Origin of the sequence: Stenotrophomonas sp. (assembly GCF_032103445.1) — a bacterium.
GTDB lineage: Bacteria > Pseudomonadota > Gammaproteobacteria > Xanthomonadales > Xanthomonadaceae > Stenotrophomonas.
In genome coordinates this window covers 26,424-49,117 of sequence record NZ_DAMDFR010000005.1, presented here as the reverse complement: position 1 = coordinate 49,117, position 22,694 = coordinate 26,424, and the positions used below count along the sequence as shown (strand labels likewise).

Genomic DNA, 22,694 nt, shown 5'->3' with positions numbered 1-22,694 from the left:
GTGAGCACTCATTCTGAAACCACCAGCACCCTCAATGACCTGATCGAAATCGCCCGCGACGGCAAGGACTTCTACACCGAAGCTGCCGGCAAGGTGAAAGATGCGGAACTGTCTGCACTGTTCACCCGCATTGCGGGCGTGAAGTCGAACATCGTCACCTCGCTCAGCAGCACCGTCGCTGCCGCCGGTGGCAAGCCGGCCGAGCACGGCACGGTGGTCGGTTCGATGCAGCAGTTCTATGGCAAGGTCCGCGCGACCCTGGGCGACACCCAGTACGGCTATGTGGCCGAGCTGGAAGAGTCGGAAGATCGTCTGCTGAAGGCGTTCAAGGACGCGGCCACCGACAACGATCTGCCGCCGGCTGCCCGCCAGGAAGTCACCCGCCTGCTGCCGCAGGTGCAGGAGACCCACGCGGTGATGCGCGACCGCAAGCATGCAATGAAGCACTGATTTTTTCGGTGCATTAAAGCAAAGGCCCCGGTTTTGCCGGGGCCTTTGTGTGTCTGCTATAAGCGTAAACGCTCAACCGGCGGGATACACCGCCAGCACATCGCAGCGATCGCCGATGCCCATGGAGGCGCGCGGCAGGCCGGAGCTGCGGTTGATGAAGGACAGATCTTCGCCGGTCGCATCGCCGCCGCCAGGGGCGTTGACCTGCGAGGTCATCACCACCACGTCGCCGGGATTGCCGCAGATCAGGCTGGTGCCGAAGCCCGAGCGGAACTGGATGGCGGGCGAATGCATCAGAGCGCGGCAGTTGGCTCCCACTTCCACGACATACTCCTTGTTGCCACCGGAGCGCTTGGGATTGGTCTGCACGGTGAAGCCTTTGATGTTGTCGCCGTAGCTGCGCACGTGGCGGGTATCGAAGCAGTACGAGGGGGAGCCACGCAGGGTGCGCTTGGATTCTTTGACGTTCACGGCGGCCAGAGTGGCAATGCCGCCACGGTCGGCCTGGCGTGCTTCTTCGGCGAACTCCTTGCGGGTCATCTGTTCAACCGAGGCAATGCCGCAGTCCTTGCCATCGGCCACTACACGTTCCTGGCCGGTGCCGCAGACCCAGCTTTCCTCGGCGAGGATCTGCGGGTTGGGCGATGCCATCAGGCCGGGGCAGTTTTCCTTGAACGTGACCTTCCAGGTGGACTGGTCGGCGGCCCGCAGGGAAATGTGGGTGTCGCTCACCTGGTTCATTTCGCGCAGGCCGCGCGCGTCCATGCAGTTCGGGGCCGGGGCCACGCGGTTGGGCGAGTTGGAGGGGAGTGGGGTGGTGGCGGGTTCGGCGCTGGCGAGCGGGGTGGCGGCGAGGGCCAGGGCTAGCAGGGCGGGGAGGCGGGATTTTTTCATTTCGGCACTCCTTTGCTGTACGGGACGGTTTGGAATATAGCATCGGGGATTTTGGGGGAGGTTACAGAGTGGGGTGTGGTTTGCGCGAAGAGCAGCCGGGCAAGACCCGGCTCTACGGGACCTCGAGTCGTCGTTGCGGCGGGGCGGCTGGCGGCGCAGACTGGTTGCTCCTTCTGGATTTCGTTACGTTCTGTCATGTCGTCCGCTGCCTTCAACCTGCGCCGTTATGGGCCGTCCTCTTCGGTGGACCGGCACGATGTGGCGCAGTGGGTGGTGCCGCTGCAGGGCGAGCTGTCGTTTGAGCTGGAGGGGCGGGGCAGCCGGCTGGATGTGCTGCAGGGTATTTTCGTGGCTCCGCATGCGGGGCATGCGCAGACGGCGACGGCCCACGACCGGTTCCTGATTGTCGATTGCCCGGCAGACATGTTCGACGACCACACGCTGGAGCGATTGAACGCGCTGCCGACCCTGGCGTTGCCGGCCCCCGTGCGGGCGATGGCGCGGCGGCTGGCGATGTTGCCGGGCGAGGCGGTGGACGACGCAGTGGTTGAGCGCGAGTTGCCGGTGCTGCTGCAGGCGTTTTCGCCGGCGGGCACGGCCACGCGCCTGCAGGCGGTGTGTGCACGAATCGCGCAGGCACCGGGGCAGGATTGGCCGGTGGCGCGGATTGCGGCTGCGGTGGGGGTGAGTAGCAGCCGATTGCATGCGCTGTTTCAGCAGGCGTTTGAACTGAGCCCGCAGGCGTGGCTGAGCGGATGCCGGTTGCGCTGGTCGCGGGCGCAGCTGGTGGAAAGCGACGCATCGATTGCGGAGATCGCGCAGCGTGCGGGGTATTCGGAGCAGAGCGCGTTGACGCGTGCTTTGCGGCGGGAATGGGGCATGACCCCGGCGGAATATCGGCGGTTTTATCGGGCATTGCGAGTTGCCGGCCAGCGGCCGGCACTACCGGATGCCTGATCGCCCGACGGTAGTGCCGGCCGCTGGCCGGCAACCCGATAATCCCACCGCAATAGCCTGGGTCAAGAAATCCCCCCGCCACTCCCCCTAAACTCCCGGCTCCCCCCACCCGGAGCCCTGTAGTCAGATGAACCGTTCAATGGGCGTTGGCATTGCCAACGGCGTCACCGCTGGCGCGCTGTGGGGCGTGGTGTTCCTGGCTCCTGCCGTGCTCAGCCAGTTCAGTGCGGTGCAGCTGTCGGCTGGCCGCTATCTGGTCTACGGCCTGATCGCGATCATCCTGCTGGCCCCGCGCTGGAAGGACCTGCGTACGCGCATCGGTGCGGCCGAATGGAAGGGCCTGCTGTGGCTCAGCCTTGCCGGCAACCTGGTGTATTTCGTGCTGCTGTCCAACGCGGTGCAATGGGCCGGCGGTGCGGCGGCTTCGCTGATCGTGGGGCTCATTCCGGTCGTGGTCACCCTGGTGGGCGTGCGCGAGAAAGGCGCGGTGCCCCTGAAGCAGCTCGCGCCGGCGCTGGCGTTATGTGTGCTGGGCGTGGCGCTTGTGGGCTATGAGGCGCTGCAGGCGGAGCATGCGGAAGGCTCGGTGGGGCGGCGTCTGCTGGGACTGGTGTGCGCGTTCGGGGCGCTGTTGTCGTGGGCGCTGTACTCCATCGGCAACAGCCGTTGGCTGGCCCGGCGGCCGGACCTGTCCGGGCACGACTGGTCGCTGCTGACCGGCGTGGCCACCGGCGGGCTGGCGTTGCTTCTGGTGCCGAGTGCGTTCGTGTTGCCTTCGGCGACGGTGCACGTGTCGTCGGACTGGGTGTGGTTCTGGGTGATCAGTGCCGGCGTGGCGGTGGTGGCCTCGGTGGTGGGCAATGCCTGCTGGAACCGCGCCAGCCAGAACCTGCCGCTCACCCTTACCGGGCAGATGATCGTCTTTGAGACCCTGTTTGCGCTGTTGTACGGGTTCGCGTGGCAGCAGCGCTGGCCGACGCTGATGGAACTGCTGGCGATTGCCTGCCTGGTGTCGGGGGTGCTGCTGTGTGCGCATGCACACCGGCCGCCGCGTGCGGTGGCGGAGCATGTAGGGTGAAAGCGTTGTGCGATATGGATGGTCACATTCGTAACGTTTTCAACGACGTTGCGTGAAGATCGGCAGGTTTGGATTTTTGCGGCGCAACACTTGACAAGCTGCCCGGCGGCGTTGTTTTCTTGGCGCATGGTCCTGATCGCCGCCGCCGCTGCTCTGCTCACCACCGCCCTTATCGGCGGCGCGCAGACGTCTGGTCGCACCATCGGCACCACCACCATTACCACCGGTACCACTCGTCCGGTGCGGTCCGTCGTCTTCGCGTAACTTCCGAAAACCACGGCCCCGCACCAGACCAGGTGGCGGGGAATCCCCTTCAGCCTGGATGACGCGGGGCCTCAAACGAGGTCAACATGTCCATCGCTGCCGCTCCATCTTCTGACGCCGCCGCTGCTTCCGCGCCGCTTTCGCCGCTGAAAGTCGCCACCGCCACGGTGGTGCACAAGTTCGGCGGCACCTCGGTAGCCGACGCCGAGCGTTACCGCCACGTGGCCCAGCTGCTGCTGGCCCGCGACGAGGCCGTGCAGGTCACAGTGGTGTCGGCAATGAAGGGCGTTACCGACGCGCTGATCGCACTGGCCGAACGTGCCGCCGAAGATGCCCCGCAGTGGCGCGATGACTGGCATGCACTGCGCGCACGCCATCGCGTTGCGGCGGTGGCGCTGCTGGGCGAGCATTCCGGTCCTACGGTGGAGTGGCTGGATGCGCGCTTCGATCATCTGGCTGAAGTGCTGGCCGCGCTGGGCGTGATCGGCGGTTTGCCGCCGGAAGTGCTGGACCGCGTGCAGGGCCTGGGGGAAGTGTATTCCGCGCACCTGCTGGGGCATTACTTGCGCAGCATCGGCCACGACTGCGCGGTGCTGGATGCGCGCGACGTGCTGGTGGTGGATCGCGGCGAGCTGGGCGTGGACGTGGACTGGGAGCAGAGCGCGCTGCGGCTGGCCGAATGGCGCGAAGCGAATCCGGGGCCACGCGTGGTGGCGACCGGCTTTGTCGCGCGCGACCGCCGCGACCGCATCACCACCCTGGGCCGCAACGGCAGCGACTACTCCGGCGCGATCTTCGCGGCGCTGTTCAATGCTGATGAGCTGCATATCTGGACCGACGTGGATGGCGTGCTCTCCGCCGACCCACGTGTGGTACCCGAAGCGGTGCAATTGGAATCGCTCAGCTACGACGAAGCCTGTGAACTGGCGTACTTCGGCGCGAAAGTGGTGCATCCACAGACGATGTCGCCGGCGATCGAGCGTGGCCTGCCGATCATCATCCGCAACACCTTCCAGCCCGATCACCCCGGCACCCGCATCACCGGCGAGCGCACCGTGGGCGGTCCGATCAAGGGGCTGACCCTGAGCCCGGACCTGGCCCTGTTGAACCTGGAGGGCACCGGATTGATCGGCGTACCCGGCACCGCCGAGCGTGTGTTCGCGGCGCTGCGCAATGCACACGTTTCGGTGGTGATGATCTCGCAGGGGTCGTCAGAACATTCCATCTGCTGCGTGGTACGCCAGGCGGAAGCGGCGGCAGCACGAGCAGCGCTGCTGCAGGCCTTTGCACATGAACTGAGCGTGGGCCAGGTGCAGCGCGTGCAGCTGACCGACAACGTCAGCGTGCTGGCAGCAGTGGGCGACGGCATGGCCGGGCAGCCGGGCGTAGCCGCGCGCTTGTTTGAATCGCTGGGCCGTGCGCAGGTGAATATTCTGGCAATTGCGCAGGGCTCATCCGAGCGCAACATCTCCGTCGCCGTGGACAGCGGTCAGGCGACCAAGGCATTGCGCGCGGCGCATGCGGGCTTCTGGCTGTCGCCGCAGACCTTCTCGGTGGGGGTGATCGGGCCGGGCAACGTCGGCGCGGCATTGCTGGACCAGCTGCTGGCCACGCATGGCGGGCTGCTGTCCCGCGCCAACGTGGACCTGCGCCTGCGCGCGGTGGCGTCGCGCAGCCGCATGCGGCTGGAGCCGCGTGGTCTCAGTGGCGACTGGCGCGCGGCGCTGGCCGGGCAGGGCGAAGCGTCCGATCTGGACAAATTCACCGAGCATCTGCAGTCGGCTCATCTGCCGCATGCGCTGATCATCGACTGCAGCGGCAGTGCCGAAGTGGCCGAACGCTATGCCGGTTGGCTGGCGGCGGGCATTCACGTGGTGACCCCGAACAAGCAGGCCGGTGCCGGTCCGCTGGCGCGCTATCACGCCATTCGTGAGGCAGCGGCAGCCAGTGGCGCGCGCTTCCGCTATGAGGCCACGGTGGGCGCAGGGTTGCCGGTGATCACCACGCTGCGCGACTTGGTGGATACCGGTGATGAGATCCTCGCCATTGATGGGATCTTCTCCGGCACGCTGGCCTGGCTGTTCAACAAGTACGACGGGCAGGCGCCGTTCTCGCAGCTGGTGACCGAAGCACGCCGGCTCGGCTACACGGAACCGGATCCGCGCGACGATCTGTCCGGTGTGGACGTAGCGCGCAAGCTGGTCATTCTGGCCCGCGAAGCCGGACGCGAACTGAGCCTGGAGCAGGTGCAGGTGGAAAGCCTGGTGCCGGAGTCCCTGCGCGAATCCAGCGTGGCCGATTTCTTGGCCGGTTTGTCCAGTGTGGATGCCGCATTTGCAGAGCGTCTGGCACAGGCAAAGGCGCGCGGCGCGGTGCTGCGTTACGTGGCCCGGTTGTCGAATGAAGGTGCACAGGTCGGGCTGGTGGAGCTGCCGGTCAGCCATGCCTTCGCCAACCTGCGCCTCACCGACAACGTGGTGTCGTTCACCACGCGCCGTTACTGCGACAACCCGCTGGTGGTGCAAGGGCCGGGTGCGGGCCCGGAAGTGACCGCCGCCGGCGTGTTTGCCGATGTGCTGCGCGTGGCGGCGGGCGAGGGGGCGCGGCTGTGAGCGAAGGCGACATTGCGAAGGCGTTTGCACCGGCGTCGGTTGGCAACGTGGCGGTGGGTTTCGACATTCTTGGCCATGCCATCTCCGGTGTGGGCGACACCGTCACGGTGCGGCGCATTGCCGAGCCAGAGGTGCGGATTGCGGCGATTCGTGGCACCACGGTCGATCTACCGCTGGAGGCCGCCGCCAACACCGCCGGTGCGGCATTGATCGCACTGCGCGAGGCGCAGGGGTTGCCGTTCGGATTCGAGCTGGAGATCGACAAGGGCATCCCGCTCGGGTCGGGCATGGGCGGATCGGCGGCGTCCTGCGTGGCGGCACTGGTGGCCGCCAATGCGCTGCTGGATGCGCCGCTGTCTCGGGAGGCGCTGTATCCGTTCGCGCTGACCGGTGAGGCGGTAGCCAGCGGCGGAAGGCATGGCGACAACCTGGGGCCGATGCTGCTCGGCGGGTTGGTGTTGAGCACGGCCGACCAGCTGGTGCCACTGCCGGTGCCGGAGGCGTGGCACAGCCTGCTGGTGCATCCGGATGCGGTGTTGGAAACACGCCGCGCACGTGCTGCCTTGCAGGGGCACTATGCGTTGTCTGAATTTGTGGCGCAGAGCGCGAACCTGGCGCTGGTGATCAGCGGCTGTTACAGCGGTGATGCCGCGCGGGTGCGGGCAGGGCTGCGCGATGTGCTGGTCGAGCCGCGCCGCGCTGTGCTGATCGTTGGCTTCGAAGCTGCCCGCGATGCCGCGCTGGCAGCCGGCGCGATGGGAGCGAGCATCTCGGGTGCTGGCCCCAGCGTGTTTGCCTGGTTTGAGCAGCGCGAAGCGGCGGAAGCCGCACGTGCTTCGGTGCAGCAGGCATTCGCCGAGGCCGGTTTCGACAGTCAGGCCTGGGTGTCGCCGTTGAACGCGCCGGCGGCGCATCTGCTGTGAGCACGGGTTCGTCTTTCTACTTTCAGGACTTTTCATGAATTTCGTTTCTACGCGTCACGCCGCGCCCGCCGCGTCGCTCAGCCAGGCGCTGGCGGCCGGTCTCGCGCCCGATGGCGGGCTGTATGTTCCGGAAGTGCGGCCGCAGCCGCAGGCATGGTCGACGCGCGGCAGCCTGGCTGCCAATGCCGAAGCCGTGCTTGCCCCGTACTTTGCCGGCGATGGCTTGCAGAGTGATCTAGCCGCATTGTGCGAACAGGCGTTTACTTTCCCGGCTCCATTGGTGCCGCTGTCCACGCCCGGCGATCACGTGCTGGAGCTGTTCCATGGTCCCACCGCTGCCTTCAAGGACTTCGGTGCGCGCTTCCTGGCCGCCAGCCTGTCGCGGCTGCAGCGCGACCAGAGCCGTCCGCTGACCATTGTGGTGGCGACCTCGGGCGATACCGGCGCGGCTGTGGCGGCTGCGTTCCATCGCCAGCCTGGCATCCGTGTGGTGGTGCTGTATCCGGATGGCCGGGTGTCGCCGCGCCAGGCGCATCAGCTGGGGTGCTTTGGCGACAACATCCACACCCTGCGCGTGGCTGGGTCGTTCGACGACTGCCAGGCGATGGTGAAGCAGGCGCTGGGCGACGAGGAGCTGCAGAAACAGGTTCCGTTGAGTTCGGCCAACAGCATCAGCCTGGGGCGATGGTTGCCGCAGATGAGTTACTACGCTGATGCTGCTTTGAATCACCATGCGGCTACGGGCGAAGTGCTGAACCTGGTGGTGCCGACCGGCAATCTGGGCAATGCCATGGCCGCAGTGCTGGCGCGTGGTATGGGCCTGCCGATCGGGCAGATTGCACTGGCGACCAATGCGAATGCGGTGCTGCCGCGCTTCTTCCATGGTGCGGCGTACAGTCCGGCGACCAGTGTGGCGACCTTGGCCAATGCCATGGATGTCGGTGCGCCGAGCAACTTCGAGCGGCTGCGCTGGCTGTTTGGGGAGGATGATGTGGCGCTGCGCGGGGCGTTCCGCAGTGAGTCCGTGGATGACGCGGCGATTCGCGAGGTGATTACCCGGCGTTATGCCGAAGCGGGGGAGGTGTTCTGCCCGCATACCGCGACGGCGGTGCATCTGCTGGAGCAGCTGCGGGCTGAAGGCGTGCAGGGGCATTGGGCAGTGGCAGCGACCGCGCACCCGGCGAAGTTTGAGTCGGTGGTGGAGCCGTTGATCGGGCGACCGTTGCAGGTGCCGGCGGCGTTGGCGGAACTGCTGGAGCGGCCGGCGAAGGCGGAGCCGTGTGTGCCGGAATATGCGGCGTTGCGTGAGGTGTTGTTGGGGTGAGCGTTTGACGGGCATGGCCCGTCACTACGTGTGATTGCGGTGAATCGCTGATGTAGAGCCGGGCATGCCCGGCTGCAGTTCGCGCGCAAAAGGCCAGCCGGGCAAGCCCGGCTCTACGACATCGCGTCGTTTTTATAGCACGCGTGAGCCCCGAAGGTGCCTTTACGCCCAGCCTTCGTCTGCCGAAAGCTCGCGCAACCCGTCCTGATCCAGAATCTCAACGGTGTTCAGATGGGGCAGGGCAATCAGCCCCGACTGGCGCAGCTTGGTAAACGTACGGCTCACCGTTTCCATCGTCAGCCCCAGATGGTCGGCAATATCACCGCGACCCATCGGCAGGGTCACCCGCAGCGCATTCCCGCCCAGCGGGGCCTCACGCGCCGCCAGTCGCAGCAGGAAATCGGCCAGCTTCTCCGCCGGCTGCAGCCGGCCCAGGGCCAGCGCGGCATCGGCGGCGGCGTCCAGCTCCTGGCAGGCACGCTGCAGTAGCTTGCGCTCCAGGTGCGGGTAGCGCGCACGCAGGTCCTTCATCTGGCTCAGCGCCACCCGGCACACCCGGCTGTCGGCGATGGCCTCGATGTCGTAGCGGTGATGGTCGCTACCGGTCAGGCCCAGGTAGTCGCCGGGCAGCACGAAGCTGCTGATCTGGCGGCGGCCATCGGCCAGAGTGCGAACCAGCCGCAGGGCACCACTGGTCAAGGTATAGACATGTTGGCGCGGCTCACCGGCGCGGGCCAGGGTGGCCCCCAGCGGCAGCGGCTGCGACACGGTGACCCGTTCCAGCGCCTGCACTTCATCCGGCGACAGCGCCGAGCAGACCGCCAGATGGCGGACCGAGCAGTGCAGGCAGTCTTTCAGCGCCGAACACCCCGGTGCGGGGTCGTCTACAGCGGAAAGTGCGGTGCCGGAGTGGGGCCGGGTCATGTGGAGCCAGTGAACGAGACCCCCGTATGATACTTCATGCGGCGGTTCAGCCGGATTACAGCCGCTGGCTGGGGCCTGAAGGCCCGCTGCGGCTACAATAGGCGGTCCGCACACCCCCACGTTTCGAGCAGGAGTTCCGCAAGTGATCAAGCCCCGTACGCCGCCCGGCATCATGGAACTGCTGCCGCGCGAGCAGATCGCGTTCCAGCGCATGCTGGACGTCATCCGCCGCAACTATGAGCGGTTCGGGTTCCTGCCGGTGGAAACCCCGGTGTTCGAGCTGTCGGACGTGCTGCTGACCAAGTCGGGTGGTGAGACCGAGCGCCAGGTGTACTTCGTGCAGTCCACCGGTGCGCTGGCCAATGCGGCCGAAGCCGGCGACAAGAGCCTGCCGGAACTGGCCCTGCGTTTCGACCTGACCGTGCCGCTGGCCCGTTACGTGGCCGAGCACGAGCACGACCTGACCTTCCCGTTCCGTCGTTACCAGATGCAGCGCGTGTACCGCGGCGAGCGCGCCCAGCGCGGTCGTTTCCGCGAGTTCTACCAGTGCGACATCGACGTGATCGGCAAGGACACGCTGAGCACCCGCTACGACGCGGAAGTGTTGGCGGTGATCCACGCGGTGTTCTCGGAACTGCGCATCGGCGATTTCTCGGTGCAGTTGAACAACCGCAAGCTGATGCGCGGCTTCTTCGAAAGCCTGGGCGTGGCTGATGGCGAGCGCCAGCTGGCGGTGCTGCGCGAAGTGGACAAGCTGGACAAGCGCGGCCCGGACTACGTGCGCGAAACGCTGACCGGCGAAGGCTTCGGCATTCCGGCCGAGCAGGTGGAACGCATTCTGGCCTTCGTGGCGGTGCGTTCGAGCAGCCACGCCGATGCCTTGGCGCAGTTGGACGCGCTGGTCGCCGACGCGGCTGCAAGCGACACCCTGAAGGTGGGTGTGGCCGAGCTGCGCGAAGTGCTGGAGCTGGTGAAGGCGCTGGGCGTGCCGGAAACGGCGTACTGCCTGAACTTCTCGATTGCGCGCGGCCTGGATTACTACACCGGCACGGTGTACGAAACCACGCTGACCGACCACCCGCAGATCGGCTCGATCTGCTCGGGCGGCCGCTATGAAGACCTGGCCAGCCACTACAGCAAGTCGAAGCTGCCTGGCGTGGGCATCTCGATCGGCCTGACCCGCCTGTTCTGGCAGCTGCGCGAGGCCGGCCTGATTGCGGGCATCGAAGACAGCAGCGTGCACGCGCTGGTGGCCTTGATGGACGACAACGGCCTGCCGGGTTCGCTGGACCTGGCCCGTCGCCTGCGCGCCGGTGGCATCAACACCGAAGTGCAGATGGAGCCGAAGAAGATCGGCAAGCAGTTCCAGTACGCTGCGAAGGCGGGCATCCGCTTCGTGGTGCTGGTGGGCGAAGACGAACTTGCCCGCGGCGTGGTGGCGGTAAAGGACCTGCTGCGCGAACAGCAGTTCGAAGTCGCCCGCGAAGAGCTGGCCAGCGCCCTGCAGGTAGAACTGGAACAGACCCGCGCGATGGCGTGAGGCATGTGTTGAATGTTCCAAACAACAACGGCACCTGACGGTGCCGTTGTTGTTTCCGGCGTTGCTGGCACGGCTTGATTGCACGCCATCCGTAGAGCCGGGCTTGCCCGGCTGCTGTTGGATTCGTGCGAACAACCCTCGGTTCACGGCATCCACGGTTTGGCGGCTCGGGACGGGCGTTCCGGGGGACGCTGCAAGAACGTCCTTGTAAGCTCGATCGCCGCATCCATGCGGCTCACGCCCCCTCCAGCCCATCCCGACCCGCCATCGACAGTGCGTCGGTGGCCATCGACAATCAAAACCCGTTCACGGTGTTGGATCGGTAGCGTCGGTCGACAGACGACGGTCGTGAAACCGCCAACGCCCGGTAACGCATTCAATCCACCAAAACCGCCCGACCGGGCACCGGATGGCCCAGATGGATTGTGATACCCGAGTTCTGCTACAGACCCGCAGCCTTCAAATGCGCTTCAAACGCGGCAATCGTTTCGCGTGAACGCGACTGGTGAGCGCGATCCAGCGGCGACTTCCCATCCGCGTTCTTTGCATGCGGATCGGCACCCAGCCGCAAGAGCAACTTCACCATGTCCGTATGTCCATGCCACGCGACATAGTGCAGGGGAGTATCTAGCTCCTTCACGCTTTGAACGTTCAGATTGGTGCCGGCGCGACTCAACATCTCGACAATGTCCGACCTTCCATTGCGTGCAGCGTGGTGGAGGAGGCTAGTGCCTGAAGCATCGAGCATGTCGAGCTCCTGAGGGAACTTCAACAGGTACTCGACTACCCGGGCGAAACCTTTGTATACAGCTGCCGAGAGTGCTGTTTCACCATTTCCGTCGTGAAGGCCGGGGTTCGCTCCCCACGATATCAGCGTGTGGACGGCACCCAAGTGATCATGCGAGGCCGCGTACCAGAGGGCGGTGGCTGACCGCGTGGAGTGTGCATCAATGGCCTTGACACCGTGGCTCGTAAGGAGCTCAGACAACGTTGCAAGGTCGCCCTCTACGGCCGCTTTGACCCACCTGTCAGCTTCCGGGTGTTCCCGACTGGCATCGAACTGCTTAAGCTGCATCAGGATGTTGGGCTGTTTCTTGTCATACATGCCGAATCGCAGCGCTCTAGCCATGGGATCCAACCACCCGCTATCCGGATTGCTCAGATAGATGCCGGGTTGAGCAAGCAGCATCTCAACGATCTTGTTGCATCCACGCGCAATTGCGGAAGAAAGCGGAGTTTCAGCATTGCGTTCATTGGCTCCGTTCGGATTGGCCCCTGCTTCCAGCAGCACGCGTACGCAGTCGGGACGCTTGCTTTCAATAGCGGCCATCAGCGCTGTCTCGCCGCGGTCGATAGAGTCTGGATGGCAACCTGCGGCAACCAACGTCTTCACCGCGGTAGAGTCTCCCCAGCCGGCGAAATAGTGAAGCAGGCGCGACGCGCCCGGCTTTCCATCGAGCGTGGTGATGCCTTCAGCGTCCTGTGCAGCGTCGCGAAGCATCACAGTTGCTTCCAGATTTCCCTTCAGTGCTGCGTAATACACTGCGTTTCGATCATCGCTGTCCAGGGTGTTGCGGTCGAAACCAGCCGCCAAAAGCAGCTCGATCGTCTCTGTGCGGTTCTGGCGGGCTGCTTCGAACCAATGCGCTTTCAGCGTTGAAGCGTCGTTGGAGAGGGCTACGGCGACGCAGTCAGCGCGCAAGGCGGTTGACGTCTTTGCGAGGACTGCCAGGTCATGGATGCTCAACTTCTCGAATACTGCATGACGCATTTCGCAGGGGAGTAGGAGTAGATGGCCGTAGGGAGACGGCTCCTTTTTTGGCAACTCCGCAGTCGCAGCTGATGCTTGTGAGGGCTGGTTTTTTACGCTGCACACCGACGTGGCGGGGCCTGAGGGAGCGTTGCCTTTGTTTTTGGCAGCGGTTTGCGAGGCATGGGGGGAAGCGTTGGTCGGCTCGATGCGCATAGCGGCGTTATGGGCTGAATCTGTCAGCCAGGGCGTTAGGGGGGGGCGGCATCATGCGGTGGCCGGCCGGCAGGCGCTTTCTGATTTCGATCTGCAACGAAATGGCGAATCAAGGGCGATTTCGATATGGGGTCATGCGTTACCGGATGTTGGGGATTTCACGGCCGTCGTCTGTCGACCGACGCTACCGGGCCAGCATCCCGAGCCATTCGATTGGCGTGGTGACCGCGTGGTTTTGATCTTTGGTGGCCACCGACCGCCTGTCGATGGCAGGTCGGGGTGGGCTGGAGGGGCGTGAGCGGCATGGATGCCGCGACCGGGGCTCCAGGGGTGAAGGCGCGCTGCTTGCGAGGCACTGCCTCGCGTGCGGCTGAACGCCCAGCCGCCAGCGGCTGGGCCGGGCCCCGGAGGGGGATTCACGCCGTCCCCCGGAACGGCTATCCCGACCCGCCAATCCAGGAGTTCCGTGAGCCGAGGGTTGTTCGCACGAATCCAACAGCAGCCGGGCAAGCCCGGCTCTACGTCCAGGTGAACGGGGCAGGCAAGGATTTGGCATGAGGCCGAATTTGCGCTAATGTAATAACACGCTATTACATTGATACGATGAAAACACGCCCCGACCCCCGCCAGAAGGACCCCCAGGCAGACCTTGAGTGCCTGGCGCGGGCCTTTGCTGGCCTGACTGAACCTGAACAGGTCACCGCCTTTCTGCGTGACCTGTGCACCCCCGCTGAGCTGGAGGCCCTGGCCGACCGCTGGAAGGTGGTGCCGCTGCTGCAGCAGGGCGTGCCGTATCGCGAAATCCATGAGTTGACCGGTGTCAGCGTGACCACCACCGGGCGCGTCGCCCGTTCGCTCGAGCATGGGCATCGCGGCTATGCCGCCGCCATCGCCGTCACGTCTGCCACCCCAGAATCCGAGTAGAGACCTCCCCCATGAGTGCAACCCAGAACGCCCCGGCCCGCGACCGGCTGCGTATCGCCATCCAGAAGAGTGGCCGCCTGGCCGAGCCCGCCCGCAGCCTGCTGACCGCCTGCGGCCTGAGCTGGCGGCAGAGCCGTGACAAGCTGTTCTGCTACGGCGAATCGCTGCCGGTGGACCTGCTGCTGGTGCGCGATGACGACATTCCCGGCCTGATCGCCGATGGCGTCTGCGACTTCGGCATCGTCGGCCGCAACGAACTGGACGAACAGGCCGCCGCGCGCCGTCAGATCGGCCTTCCCGATACCTACCAGGCGCTGCGCGGGCTCAACTTCGGCCAGTGCCGGCTGATGCTCGCCGTGCCCGAGGAATGGGATTGGCAGGGCGTGCAGCAGCTTGCCGGCAAGCGCATCGCGACCAGCTACCCGGCGATCCTCACCGACTGGCTCGCCGCCCAGGGCGTCGATGCCCAGGTGGTGGAACTCTCCGGCTCGGTTGAAATCGCGCCGCGTCTGGGCACCGCCGACCTGATCTGCGACCTGGTCTCCAGCGGCGCGACACTGGCCGCCAACCAGCTCAAGCCGGTCGAAACCCTGCTAGAAAGCGAAGCCGTGCTGGCCGGTCCGGTGCGCACCCCCGACGATGCCCGCGCGGGCCTGATGGCCATGCTGCTGCGTCGCTTGGACGGCGTGGTCAAGCAGCAGGACAGCAAGCTGCTGATGTTCCGCGCCGCCGCAGAACGCGTGAGCGAACTGACCCGCCTGCTTCCCGATGCCGATCCGCTGGAACAGCTGCCCGATGATGGCGGCCACCTGCGCCTGCAGACCATGTGCCACGGCGCACTCACCTGGCAGCGCCTGGAAGAACTGGAGCGCGCCGGTGCGCAGGGGCTGAAGGTACTGAGCGTGGAGCGGTCGCTGGCATGAACCGTCTGCAATGGAACCAACTCGATGCCGCCGCCCAGGCCGACGCCCTGCAGCGTCCTGTGCAGGCCGTGGCCGCACGCACCCGTGAATCGGTGGCCGCGCTGATTGCCGCCGTACGCGAAGATGGCGACGCCGCGCTGCGTGAAATCAGCCTGCGCTTCGACGGCATCGCGCCGGACAGCTTCGAAGTGAGCGACGAGGAGTTCGCGGCCGCCGAGCGCGCTGTACCTGCCGAGCTGCGCCAGGCGATGATCGATGCCGCCGAACGCATCCGCGTCTTCCACAAGGCCGGCATGAGCCAAGGCTATGCGGTTGAAACCGCGCCGGGCGTGCGCTGCGAACGCATGGTGCGCGCAATCGGCCGCGTTGGCCTGTACGTGCCCGCCGGCAGTGCGCCGCTGCCGTCCACCGCGTTGATGCTGGGCGTGCCCGCGCAGCTGGCCGGCTGCCGGGAGGTGGTGCTGTGCACGCCGCCGCGCAAGGACGGCACCGCCGATCCCGCGGTGCTGGTCGCGGCGCGCCTGACCGGCGTGGACCGCGTGTTCAAGCTCGGCGGTGCGCAGGCGATTGCCGCGATGGCCTACGGTACCGACAGCGTGCCGGCCTGCGACAAGTTGTTCGGGCCGGGCAACAGCTACGTGACCGAAGCCAAGCAGCAGGTCGCGCAGGACGGTGCTGCCGCCATCGACATGCCGGCCGGCCCGTCGGAAGTGCTGGTGATTGCCGATGCCGGTGCCAATCCCGCGTTCGTCGCCGCCGATCTGCTGTCGCAGGCCGAGCACGGCCCGGATTCGCAGGTGCTGCTGCTCACCGACGATGCCGCGCTGCTGGAACAGGTGGAGACACAGGTGCAGCAGCAGTTGGCCCAGCTGTCCCGCGCGGATATCGCCACGCAGGCATTGGACAGTTCCAGACTGATCCTGGTCGAGTCGCTGGTGCAGGCGTTCCAGATCAGCAACCGCTACGCACCGGAACATCTCATTCTGGCCCTGCGCGAGCCGCGTGACTGGTTGCCGCAGGTGGAAGCGGCCGGTTCGGTGTTCCTGGGCGACTACACGCCCGAAGCGCTGGGCGACTACTGCAGCGGCACCAACCACGTGCTGCCCACGGCTGGTGCCGCGCGCGCCTACAGCGGCGTCAGCGTGTCCAGCTTCCAGAACTTGATCAGCGTGCAGCAGGCCACGGTGCAGGGCATTGCCGGCATTGGTGACAGTGCACGCGTGCTGGCGCGAGCCGAAGGCCTCGACGCGCACGAGAATGCGGTGGCGCTGCGCATGGAGACGGCGGCATGAACGCCTCTTCCGTGCTTTCGCTGGTGCGCGACGATCTGCGCGCGTTTGCCGGTTACTCCTCTGCGCGCAGCAGCGCGCTGGTGGGGGATGTCTGGCTCAATGCCAACGAGTCCGCCTGGGCCAATCCGGCCGACCCGCAGGGCAGCGCGCGCCGCTACCCGGAGCCGCAGCCGGAGGCGCTGCGCGCGCGGCTGGCCGCGCTGTACGGCTGCACGCCGGAACAGCTGCTGATCGGGCGCGGCAGTGACGAAGCGATTGACCTGCTGGTGCGCGCACTGTGCGAACCCGGCCGTGACGCAGTGCTGGTGACCCCGCCGGTGTTCGGCATGTATGCGGTGTGCTCGCGCCTGCAGAACGCGCCACTGCTGGAGGTGCCGCTGCTGGATAGCGAGAGTGGGCTCAACGCCGACATCGACGCGATCATCGCCACTGCGCTGTCCGGCAAGGCCAAGCTGGTGTTCCTGTGCACACCGTCGAACCCCGCCGGCAGCAGCATCGCCTTGGGCGAGATCGAACGCGTGGCCACGGCGCTGCGGGGCAGGGCGGTGGTAGTGGTGGACGAGGCCTACGGCGAATACGCCGAACAAGCGTCGGCCGTGACCCTGCTGGACCGTTACGACAACCTGGCTGTGCTGCGTACGCTGTCCAAGGCACACGCGCTGGCCGCCGCCCGCATCGGTTCGCTGATCGCCGCGCCGGAGCTGATCCAGTTGCTGCGCCGCTGCCAGGCCCCGTACCCGGTGCCGGCACCCTGTAGTGCGCTGGCACTGGCCGCGTTGGAACCGACGGCCCTGAAGACCACCGCTGCGCGCGTGGCAGAGGTAAAGGCCGAACGCGCCCGCCTGCAGCAGGCACTGCAGAGCGCTCCCGGCGTGCGCCGTGTCTACGCCTCGCAGGGCAACTACCTGCTGGTCCGCTTCAACGACGCGCAGGCGGCATTCGACGCACTGCTCGCCAGCGGCGTGGTGGTGCGCGACCAGCGCGCCGCACCGCAGTTGGGCGACGCGTTGCGCATCACCGTGGGCAGCCCGGCCGAGAACGACCGTGTGCTGCAGGTACTCACTGCCGGGAGGGCCGCCGCATGACCCCCATTCTGTTCGTCGACCGCGACGGCACCCTGATCGAAGAGCCCGCCGATTTTCAGATCGACGCGTACGAGAAGATCCGTTTCGTGCGTGACGTGATTCCGGCGATGCTCAAGCTGCGCGATGCCGGCTATCAGTTCGTGATCGTCAGCAACCAGGACGGGCTGGGCAGCGAAGGCTACCCGCAGGCGTCGTTCGACGGTCCCAACAACCTGATGCTGCAGATCTTCGAAAGCCAGGGCATCGTGTTCCGTGACGTGCTGATCGACGGCACCTGGCCGCACGACAACGCGCCGACCCGCAAGCCGGGCATTGGCATGATGCTGCCGTACCTGCAGGACCGGAACATCGACTGGGCGCGCTCGGGCATGGTTGGCGACCGCCCGACCGACATCCAGTTCGCGCAGAACATGAACATCCGCGGGTTCCAGCTGCGCACCGAACAGTTCGGCGGCGAGTGGGACTGGAATGGCATTGCCCACGAACTGGCCGACGCCCCGCGCCGCGCCACGGTACAGCGCAATACCAAGGAAACAAAGATCCGTGTCGATGTCGACCTGGACCGCACCGCCGAGCCGAAAACCCACACCGGCCTGCCGTTCTTCGACCACATGCTGGAGCAGATCGGCAAGCACGGCGGTTTCGCGCTGAGCGTGCAGGCCGAGGGCGACCTGCACATTGATGAACACCACACCATTGAAGACACCGGACTGGCGTTGGGTCAGGCGCTGCGCGAGGCGCTGGGCGACAAGCGCGGCATCGGTCGCTACGGCTTCACCCTGCCGATGGATGAAACCCTGGCCAGCGCGGCGCTGGATTTCAGCGGCCGCCCGTACTTCGTGTTCGAAGGTGAGTTCAAGCGCGAACGGGTAGGCGACATGCCGACCGAGCTGGTGCCGCACTTCTTCCGCTCGTTGTGCGATGCGTCCGGGCTGAACCTGCACCTGAGCGTGCACGGTGACAACGACCACCACAAGGTGGAAGCCTGCTTCAAGGCGCTGGCGCGTGCGCTGCGCCAGGCACTGCCGCGCCAGGGCACGGCGCTGCCCAGCACCAAGGGGGCGCTGTGACCGAGGTTGCGCTGATTGATGCAGGCGGGGCCAACCTGGGTTCGGTGCGCTATGCACTGGAGCGGCTGGGCGCGCGCGTACAGTTGGTGCGCACCGCGGCCGGGCTGCAAGGCGCGCAGCGGGTGATCCTGCCCGGTGTCGGCGCGGCCAAACCGGCCATGCAGCGCCTGCACGAGCAGGGGCTGGTGGAACCGCTGCGGCAGCTGGAGGTGCCGTTGATGGGCATCTGCCTGGGCATGCAGCTGTTGTTTGAACACTCCGAAGAATCCGGCGTGGAAACCCTGGCACTGATTCCCGGCACGGTGCGCAAGCTGGTGCCGGCCACCGGCATCCGCGTGCCGCACATGGGCTGGAACCGGCTGTTGCCGCTGAAGCCGTCGCTGCTGCTGAAGGACATTCCGGAACGCGCCAGCGCTTACTTCGTGCACAGCTATGCCGCGCCGCTGAACGCCCACACCGTCGCCGCCTGCGACCACGGGGGTCTGTTCACCGCGATGGTGGAGCAGGGCCGTTACTTCGGAGCCCAGTTCCATCCCGAGCGTTCCGGCGACACCGGGTCGCTGATGCTGCGCAATTTCCTTGAGGGCACCGCTGTATGAGTTTCACCGTTTACCCTGCACTGGATATCCGCGAAGGCCGCGTGGTGCGCCTGCGCCAGGGCGACTACGCGCAGGAAACCCACTACGGCGACGATCCGCTGCCGCGTGCACAGGCATTCGAGGCGCAGGGGGCGAGCTGGATGCACCTGGTGGACCTGGATGCGGCGCGCGCCGGCGGTTACACGCTGGCCCCGCTGCTAGCTGCGATCCGAGCCAATACGGGTCTTCAGGTGCAGACCGGCGGCGGCGTGCGTGGCCGCGACGACGTGGCGCGTATTCTTGATGCGGGGGCCAGCCGGGTGGTGGTCGGATCGCTGGCGGTGCGTGAGCCGGAACAGGTGATCGGCTGGCTGCAGGAGTTCGGGCCGGAGCGGATCACCATCGCGCTGGACGCCCGCCAGGACGAACAGGGCCTGTGGCAGCTGCCGGTACATGGCTGGACCGAGAACGCCGGGGTCACCCTCGATGTACTGGCTGATCGGTACGCCGCTGCGGGCCTGCGCCACCTGCTGTGCACCGACATCGCCCGCGACGGGATGCTCGCCGGGCCGAATCTGGAGCTGTACCGGCACCTTGCAGCACGCCTTCCCGGCGTGGCGGTGCAGGCGTCGGGTGGCGTACGCGATGTGGCCGACGTGGCCGGCGCGCGTGCGGCCGGCTGCGCCGGCGCGGTCCTGGGCAAGGCGCTGCTGGAACAGCGCATGGACCTGGGCGAGGCACTGGCATGTTGAGCCGGCGCATCATTCCCTGCCTGGACGTACGCGATGGCCGCGTGGTCAAGGGCGTGCGCTTCCGCGACCACGTCGACATGGGCGACATCGCCGAACTGGCCCAGCGCTACCGCGACCAGGGCGCGGACGAACTGGTGTTCTACGACATCGGGGCCAGCCCGGAAGCGCGCTCTGTGGACGTGGCCTGGATCGAGCGCATCGCGCGCCTGATCGACATTCCGTTCTGCGTGGCCGGGGGCATCGACAGCGTGGACACCGCGCGCCGGGTGCTGTTTGCCGGGGCCGACAAGATCTCCATCAACTCGCCGGCGCTGGGCCGGCCCGAACTGATCACCGAGCTGGCCGACGAATTCGGCGTGCAGTGCGTGGTGGTCGGCATCGACTCGGTGCGCGAGCCGGATGGCCAATGGCGCGTGCGCCGCTTCACCGGCGACCCCAGCAAGACCCAGGCCGTACCCGTGCGGACCCTGGACTGGGTGCAGGAAGTGCAACGCCGGGGTGCCGGTGAGATCGTGCTCAACTGCATGGACAGCGACGGCGTACGCCGCGGCTACGACGTGGAGCAGCTGGCCCAGGCCCGCGCGGTCTGCCAGGTGCCGTTGATCGCCTCCGGCGGTGCCGGCGAGATGCAGCACTTCGCCGATGTGTTCGACCAGGCCGACGTGGACGGCGCGCTGGCCGCCAGCGTGTTCCACAGCGGCTCCATTGCCATTCCCGCGCTGAAGCAGTTCCTGCGCGCGCAACAGATCGAGGTTCGTGATGTCTATTGAAGTGCTGCCGTCGCCGCAGGCGCTGGAGCAGCTGGACTGGTCCAAGGGTGACGGCCTGCTGCCGGTGGTGGTGCAGGATGCCGACACCCTGGCCGTGCTGATGCTGGGCTATGCCAACGCCGAGTCGCTGGCGGCCACCCTGGCCAGTGGCCAGATGACCTTCTACAGCCGCAGCAAGCAGCGCCTGTGGACCAAGGGCGAGTCCTCCGGCAACGTGCTCACCGTGCTGGCGGTGCGGATCGACTGCGACAACGACACCCTGCTGGTGACCGCGCGCCCGGCCGGGCCGACCTGCCACACCGGCGCGGAAAGCTGCTTCGAGCGTGCCCCGGGCAACTTCCTCGGACGTCTGGACGCCCTGGTGCAGCAGCGCGAGCAGCAGCGCCCGGAGAAGAGCTATACCACCCGCCTGTTCGAGGATGGCGTGCGCCGCATTGCGCAGAAGGTGGGCGAGGAAGGGGTGGAAACCGCACTGGCGGGGGTGGCGCAGGACGACGCCGCGCTGCTGGGCGAGTCGGCCGATCTGCTGTTCCACCTGATTGTGCTGCTGCGCGCACGCGGCCTTTCGCTGGACGATGCGGTCGCGGTGCTGCAGGAACGACACGCCCGCTGATGGTGCGGACACGCATTTAACGTTGGTGCAACGCGGTCCGCGCGATGATGTGGGGCTTTACAATCGCTCCCCTCACTACGGACCGCTCCGATGACCTGCAAGACCGCCTGGCTGGCCTGTTTGCTGCTGATTTCCGCACCGGCCTGGGCCGCCAGCGAGGCCACCGTCACCGGCAAGGTCTACCAGGAACGTGACGGCAAGCCCGGTCGCGGCCCGACTGACCCGGCATTGGCGGGCGTGCAGGTGTCCAACGGCGAAGTGATCGTGCGTACGGCAGCGGATGGCAGCTACAGCCTGCCGGTGCGCGACGGCCAGACCGTGTTCGTGATCAAGCCGGACGAGTTCCGCTTCCCGGCCCGCGCCGATGGCATGCCGGGCTTCTGGCGCCATTACGTGCCGCAGGGCTCGCCGAAGCTGAAGTACGACGGCATTGCGGCCACCGGCAGCAACACGCGCAACTGGGACTTCGCGCTGGAGCCGTTGAAGGACGCCGACGGCGCGCGCGACGGCTTTGACATGCTGGTGTTCACCGATTCGCAGACCGCCACCCGCCAGGAAGTGGGCTACTACCAGCGCGCCATCGTCGAGCCGATCATCGGCAAACACAAAGCACGGCTGGGCACCACGCTGGGCGATATCGTCAACGACGACCTGAGCCTGTACCCGGAACTCAACAAGGCCACCGCGCAGCTGCAGGTGCCGTGGTTCCATGTGCCGGGCAACCATGACCTGGATTTCGACGCCGCCACCGACCAGCATTCGCTGGACAGCTGGCGCGCCGTGTACGGTCCGGACACCTATGCGGTGGAAGAGGGTGGGGCCAGCTTCGTGTTCCTGGACGACGTGGTCTATGACCCGAACGCCAAGCCGAAGTACATCGGCGGCCTGCGCCCGGACCAGTTCACCTTCCTGGCCAACTACCTGAAGGCGCTGCCGCGTGACCGCCTGCTGGTGCTGGGCATGCACATTCCATTGTTCGACGCTGCACCGGGTCGGGAAACCTTCCGCCACGCCGACCGCGCCAAGCTGTTCGCGCTGCTGAAGGACTTCCCGCATGTGCTGGTGCTGAGCGGCCACAGCCATACCCAGCAGCACTACTACCACGGTGCGGCCGAGGGCTGGCAGGGTGCAAAGCCGCTGCACGAGTACAACGTGGGCGCGGCCTGCGGCGCATTCTGGTCCGGGGTGAAGGACAGCAACGGCATTCCCGACGCCACCATGAGCGACGGCACCCCGAACGGCTATGCGGTGCTGAGCGTGAAGCCGGCCGGCGAGTACGCGTTGCGCTACTACGTGGCGCGCGCGCCGGATGACTACCAGATTTCCCTGCATGCGCCGAAGGTGCTGCGCAAGGGCGCGTACCCGGCCTGGGGCGTGTATGCCAACGTGTTCATGGGCCAGGACGACACCGCCGTGGAGTACCGCGTTGACGGTGGCGCATGGCAGCCGATGAAGCGCGTGGAGCAGCCGGACCCGCGTCTGCTGGTGGAAAACGTCGCCGACGACACCGCTGAGAAGCTGCGCGGCTTCGACCGCTCGCCCGAAGCCACCGCCTCGCCGCACCTGTGGCGCGGCGCGCTGCCGACCGATCTGGCCGCCGGCGAACACAAGGTGGAGGTGCGTGCGGCACAGACGGATGGCTCCACTGCCACGGCCAGTACTACCTACCGGTTGCAGGTGGCCAAGCCCTGACTGCCTCATGCTGGATGCACGTGGCGAACACGCGCGGGATGATGGCGATGCACCGTAGAGCCG

General features: G+C 66.5%; 21 protein-coding genes. 18 read left to right on the top strand and 3 right to left on the bottom strand.

What is annotated here, in order from left to right; translation table 11 throughout:
* On the top strand, positions 1-450 hold the full coding sequence (locus RT551_RS03365) for a PA2169 family four-helix-bundle protein (RefSeq protein WP_313455674.1): 450 nt from the start codon (positions 1-3) through the stop codon (positions 448-450).
* A 72-nt stretch (positions 451-522) separates the two neighbouring features.
* Here the strand turns inward: RT551_RS03365 and RT551_RS03360 are convergent, their stop codons facing one another.
* Positions 523-1,344 (bottom strand): DUF6491 family protein, encoded by an 822-nt coding sequence (locus RT551_RS03360; RefSeq protein ID WP_313455673.1) that lies wholly within the window; start codon positions 1,342-1,344, stop codon positions 523-525.
* A 195-nt stretch (positions 1,345-1,539) separates the two neighbouring features.
* Between RT551_RS03360 and RT551_RS03355 the strand changes: the two genes are divergently transcribed.
* The 6 genes from RT551_RS03355 to thrC all read left to right on the top strand — a co-directional run bounded on the left by RT551_RS03355 (position 1,540) and on the right by thrC (position 8,502).
* Positions 1,540-2,301 carry an AraC family transcriptional regulator gene (locus tag RT551_RS03355; protein ID WP_313455672.1) on the top strand — a complete coding sequence of 254 codons (762 nt, stop codon included), beginning with the start codon at positions 1,540-1,542 and terminating at the stop codon, positions 2,299-2,301.
* 127 nt (positions 2,302-2,428) lie between these two features.
* Positions 2,429-3,379 (top strand): DMT family transporter, encoded by a 951-nt coding sequence (locus RT551_RS03350; RefSeq protein WP_313455671.1) that lies wholly within the window; start codon positions 2,429-2,431, stop codon positions 3,377-3,379.
* 18 nt (positions 3,380-3,397) lie between these two features.
* Positions 3,398-3,643, top strand: coding sequence for a hypothetical protein (locus RT551_RS03345; protein ID WP_313455670.1), 246 nt, complete (start codon positions 3,398-3,400; stop codon positions 3,641-3,643).
* An 86-nt stretch (positions 3,644-3,729) separates the two neighbouring features.
* Positions 3,730-6,255, top strand: coding sequence for a bifunctional aspartate kinase/homoserine dehydrogenase I (gene thrA / locus RT551_RS03340; protein ID WP_313455668.1), 2,526 nt, complete (start codon positions 3,730-3,732; stop codon positions 6,253-6,255).
* The gene (locus RT551_RS03335) at positions 6,252-7,178 is read left to right on the top strand and encodes a homoserine kinase (RefSeq protein ID WP_313455666.1); all 927 of its coding nucleotides are present in this window, start codon (positions 6,252-6,254) and stop codon (positions 7,176-7,178) included. Before thrA ends, RT551_RS03335 begins: the two co-directional genes overlap by 4 nt.
* 34 nt (positions 7,179-7,212) lie before the next feature.
* Positions 7,213-8,502, top strand: coding sequence for a threonine synthase (gene thrC / locus RT551_RS03330; RefSeq protein ID WP_313455665.1), 1,290 nt, complete (start codon positions 7,213-7,215; stop codon positions 8,500-8,502).
* A 162-nt stretch (positions 8,503-8,664) separates the two neighbouring features.
* Here the strand turns inward: thrC and RT551_RS03325 are convergent, their stop codons facing one another.
* Positions 8,665-9,426: a helix-turn-helix domain-containing protein gene (locus RT551_RS03325; protein ID WP_313455664.1), complete on the bottom strand. Its 762-nt coding sequence runs from the start codon at positions 9,424-9,426 to the stop codon at positions 8,665-8,667.
* A 142-nt stretch (positions 9,427-9,568) separates the two neighbouring features.
* On the opposite strand from RT551_RS03325, the gene hisS reads away from it, so the two are divergent.
* Positions 9,569-10,966, top strand: a complete 1,398-nt coding sequence (gene hisS, locus RT551_RS03320) for a histidine--tRNA ligase (RefSeq protein ID WP_313455662.1) — start codon at positions 9,569-9,571, stop codon at positions 10,964-10,966.
* A gap of 442 nt (positions 10,967-11,408) precedes the next feature.
* On the opposite strand, the gene RT551_RS03315 is transcribed toward hisS, so the two are convergent.
* On the bottom strand, positions 11,409-12,932 hold the full coding sequence (locus RT551_RS03315) for an ankyrin repeat domain-containing protein (protein ID WP_313455660.1): 1,524 nt from the start codon (positions 12,930-12,932) through the stop codon (positions 11,409-11,411).
* Positions 12,933-13,535: 603 nt separating this feature from the next.
* Between RT551_RS03315 and RT551_RS03310 the strand changes: the two genes are divergently transcribed.
* From RT551_RS03310 to RT551_RS03265, 10 genes are all read left to right on the top strand, one after another.
* Positions 13,536-13,856: a YerC/YecD family TrpR-related protein gene (locus tag RT551_RS03310; RefSeq protein WP_311191048.1), complete on the top strand. Its 321-nt coding sequence runs from the start codon at positions 13,536-13,538 to the stop codon at positions 13,854-13,856.
* Between the two features lie 11 nt (positions 13,857-13,867).
* Positions 13,868-14,779: an ATP phosphoribosyltransferase gene (gene hisG, locus RT551_RS03305; protein ID WP_311191049.1), complete on the top strand. Its 912-nt coding sequence runs from the start codon at positions 13,868-13,870 to the stop codon at positions 14,777-14,779.
* Positions 14,776-16,071 carry a histidinol dehydrogenase gene (gene hisD / locus RT551_RS03300; protein ID WP_313455657.1) on the top strand — a complete coding sequence of 432 codons (1,296 nt, stop codon included), beginning with the start codon at positions 14,776-14,778 and terminating at the stop codon, positions 16,069-16,071. Before hisG ends, hisD begins: the two co-directional genes overlap by 4 nt.
* The gene (gene hisC, locus RT551_RS03295; RefSeq protein ID WP_313455655.1) at positions 16,068-17,156 is read left to right on the top strand and encodes a histidinol-phosphate transaminase; all 1,089 of its coding nucleotides are present in this window, start codon (positions 16,068-16,070) and stop codon (positions 17,154-17,156) included. The genes hisD and hisC overlap by 4 nt, the downstream gene beginning before the upstream one ends.
* Entirely contained in the window at positions 17,153-18,226 is a 1,074-nt protein-coding gene (gene hisB / locus RT551_RS03290; protein WP_313455653.1) for a bifunctional histidinol-phosphatase/imidazoleglycerol-phosphate dehydratase HisB, read from the top strand. Before hisC ends, hisB begins: the two co-directional genes overlap by 4 nt.
* Complete coding sequence (hisH, locus tag RT551_RS03285) at positions 18,223-18,825, top strand: imidazole glycerol phosphate synthase subunit HisH (protein ID WP_313455651.1); 603 nt, start codon at positions 18,223-18,225, stop codon at positions 18,823-18,825. The genes hisB and hisH overlap by 4 nt, the downstream gene beginning before the upstream one ends.
* Positions 18,822-19,556 carry a 1-(5-phosphoribosyl)-5-[(5-phosphoribosylamino)methylideneamino]imidazole-4-carboxamide isomerase gene (gene hisA / locus RT551_RS03280; protein ID WP_313455649.1) on the top strand — a complete coding sequence of 245 codons (735 nt, stop codon included), beginning with the start codon at positions 18,822-18,824 and terminating at the stop codon, positions 19,554-19,556. The genes hisH and hisA overlap by 4 nt, the downstream gene beginning before the upstream one ends.
* Positions 19,550-20,326 carry an imidazole glycerol phosphate synthase subunit HisF gene (gene hisF / locus RT551_RS03275; protein WP_313455647.1) on the top strand — a complete coding sequence of 259 codons (777 nt, stop codon included), beginning with the start codon at positions 19,550-19,552 and terminating at the stop codon, positions 20,324-20,326. The genes hisA and hisF overlap by 7 nt, the downstream gene beginning before the upstream one ends.
* Positions 20,316-20,939 (top strand): bifunctional phosphoribosyl-AMP cyclohydrolase/phosphoribosyl-ATP diphosphatase HisIE, encoded by a 624-nt coding sequence (gene hisIE, locus RT551_RS03270; RefSeq protein ID WP_313455646.1) that lies wholly within the window; start codon positions 20,316-20,318, stop codon positions 20,937-20,939. The genes hisF and hisIE overlap by 11 nt, the downstream gene beginning before the upstream one ends.
* A gap of 90 nt (positions 20,940-21,029) precedes the next feature.
* A complete protein-coding gene (locus RT551_RS03265; protein WP_313455644.1) occupies positions 21,030-22,631 on the top strand; it encodes a calcineurin-like phosphoesterase family protein in 1,602 nt (533 codons plus the stop codon).
* Positions 22,632-22,694 lie beyond the last annotated feature (63 nt).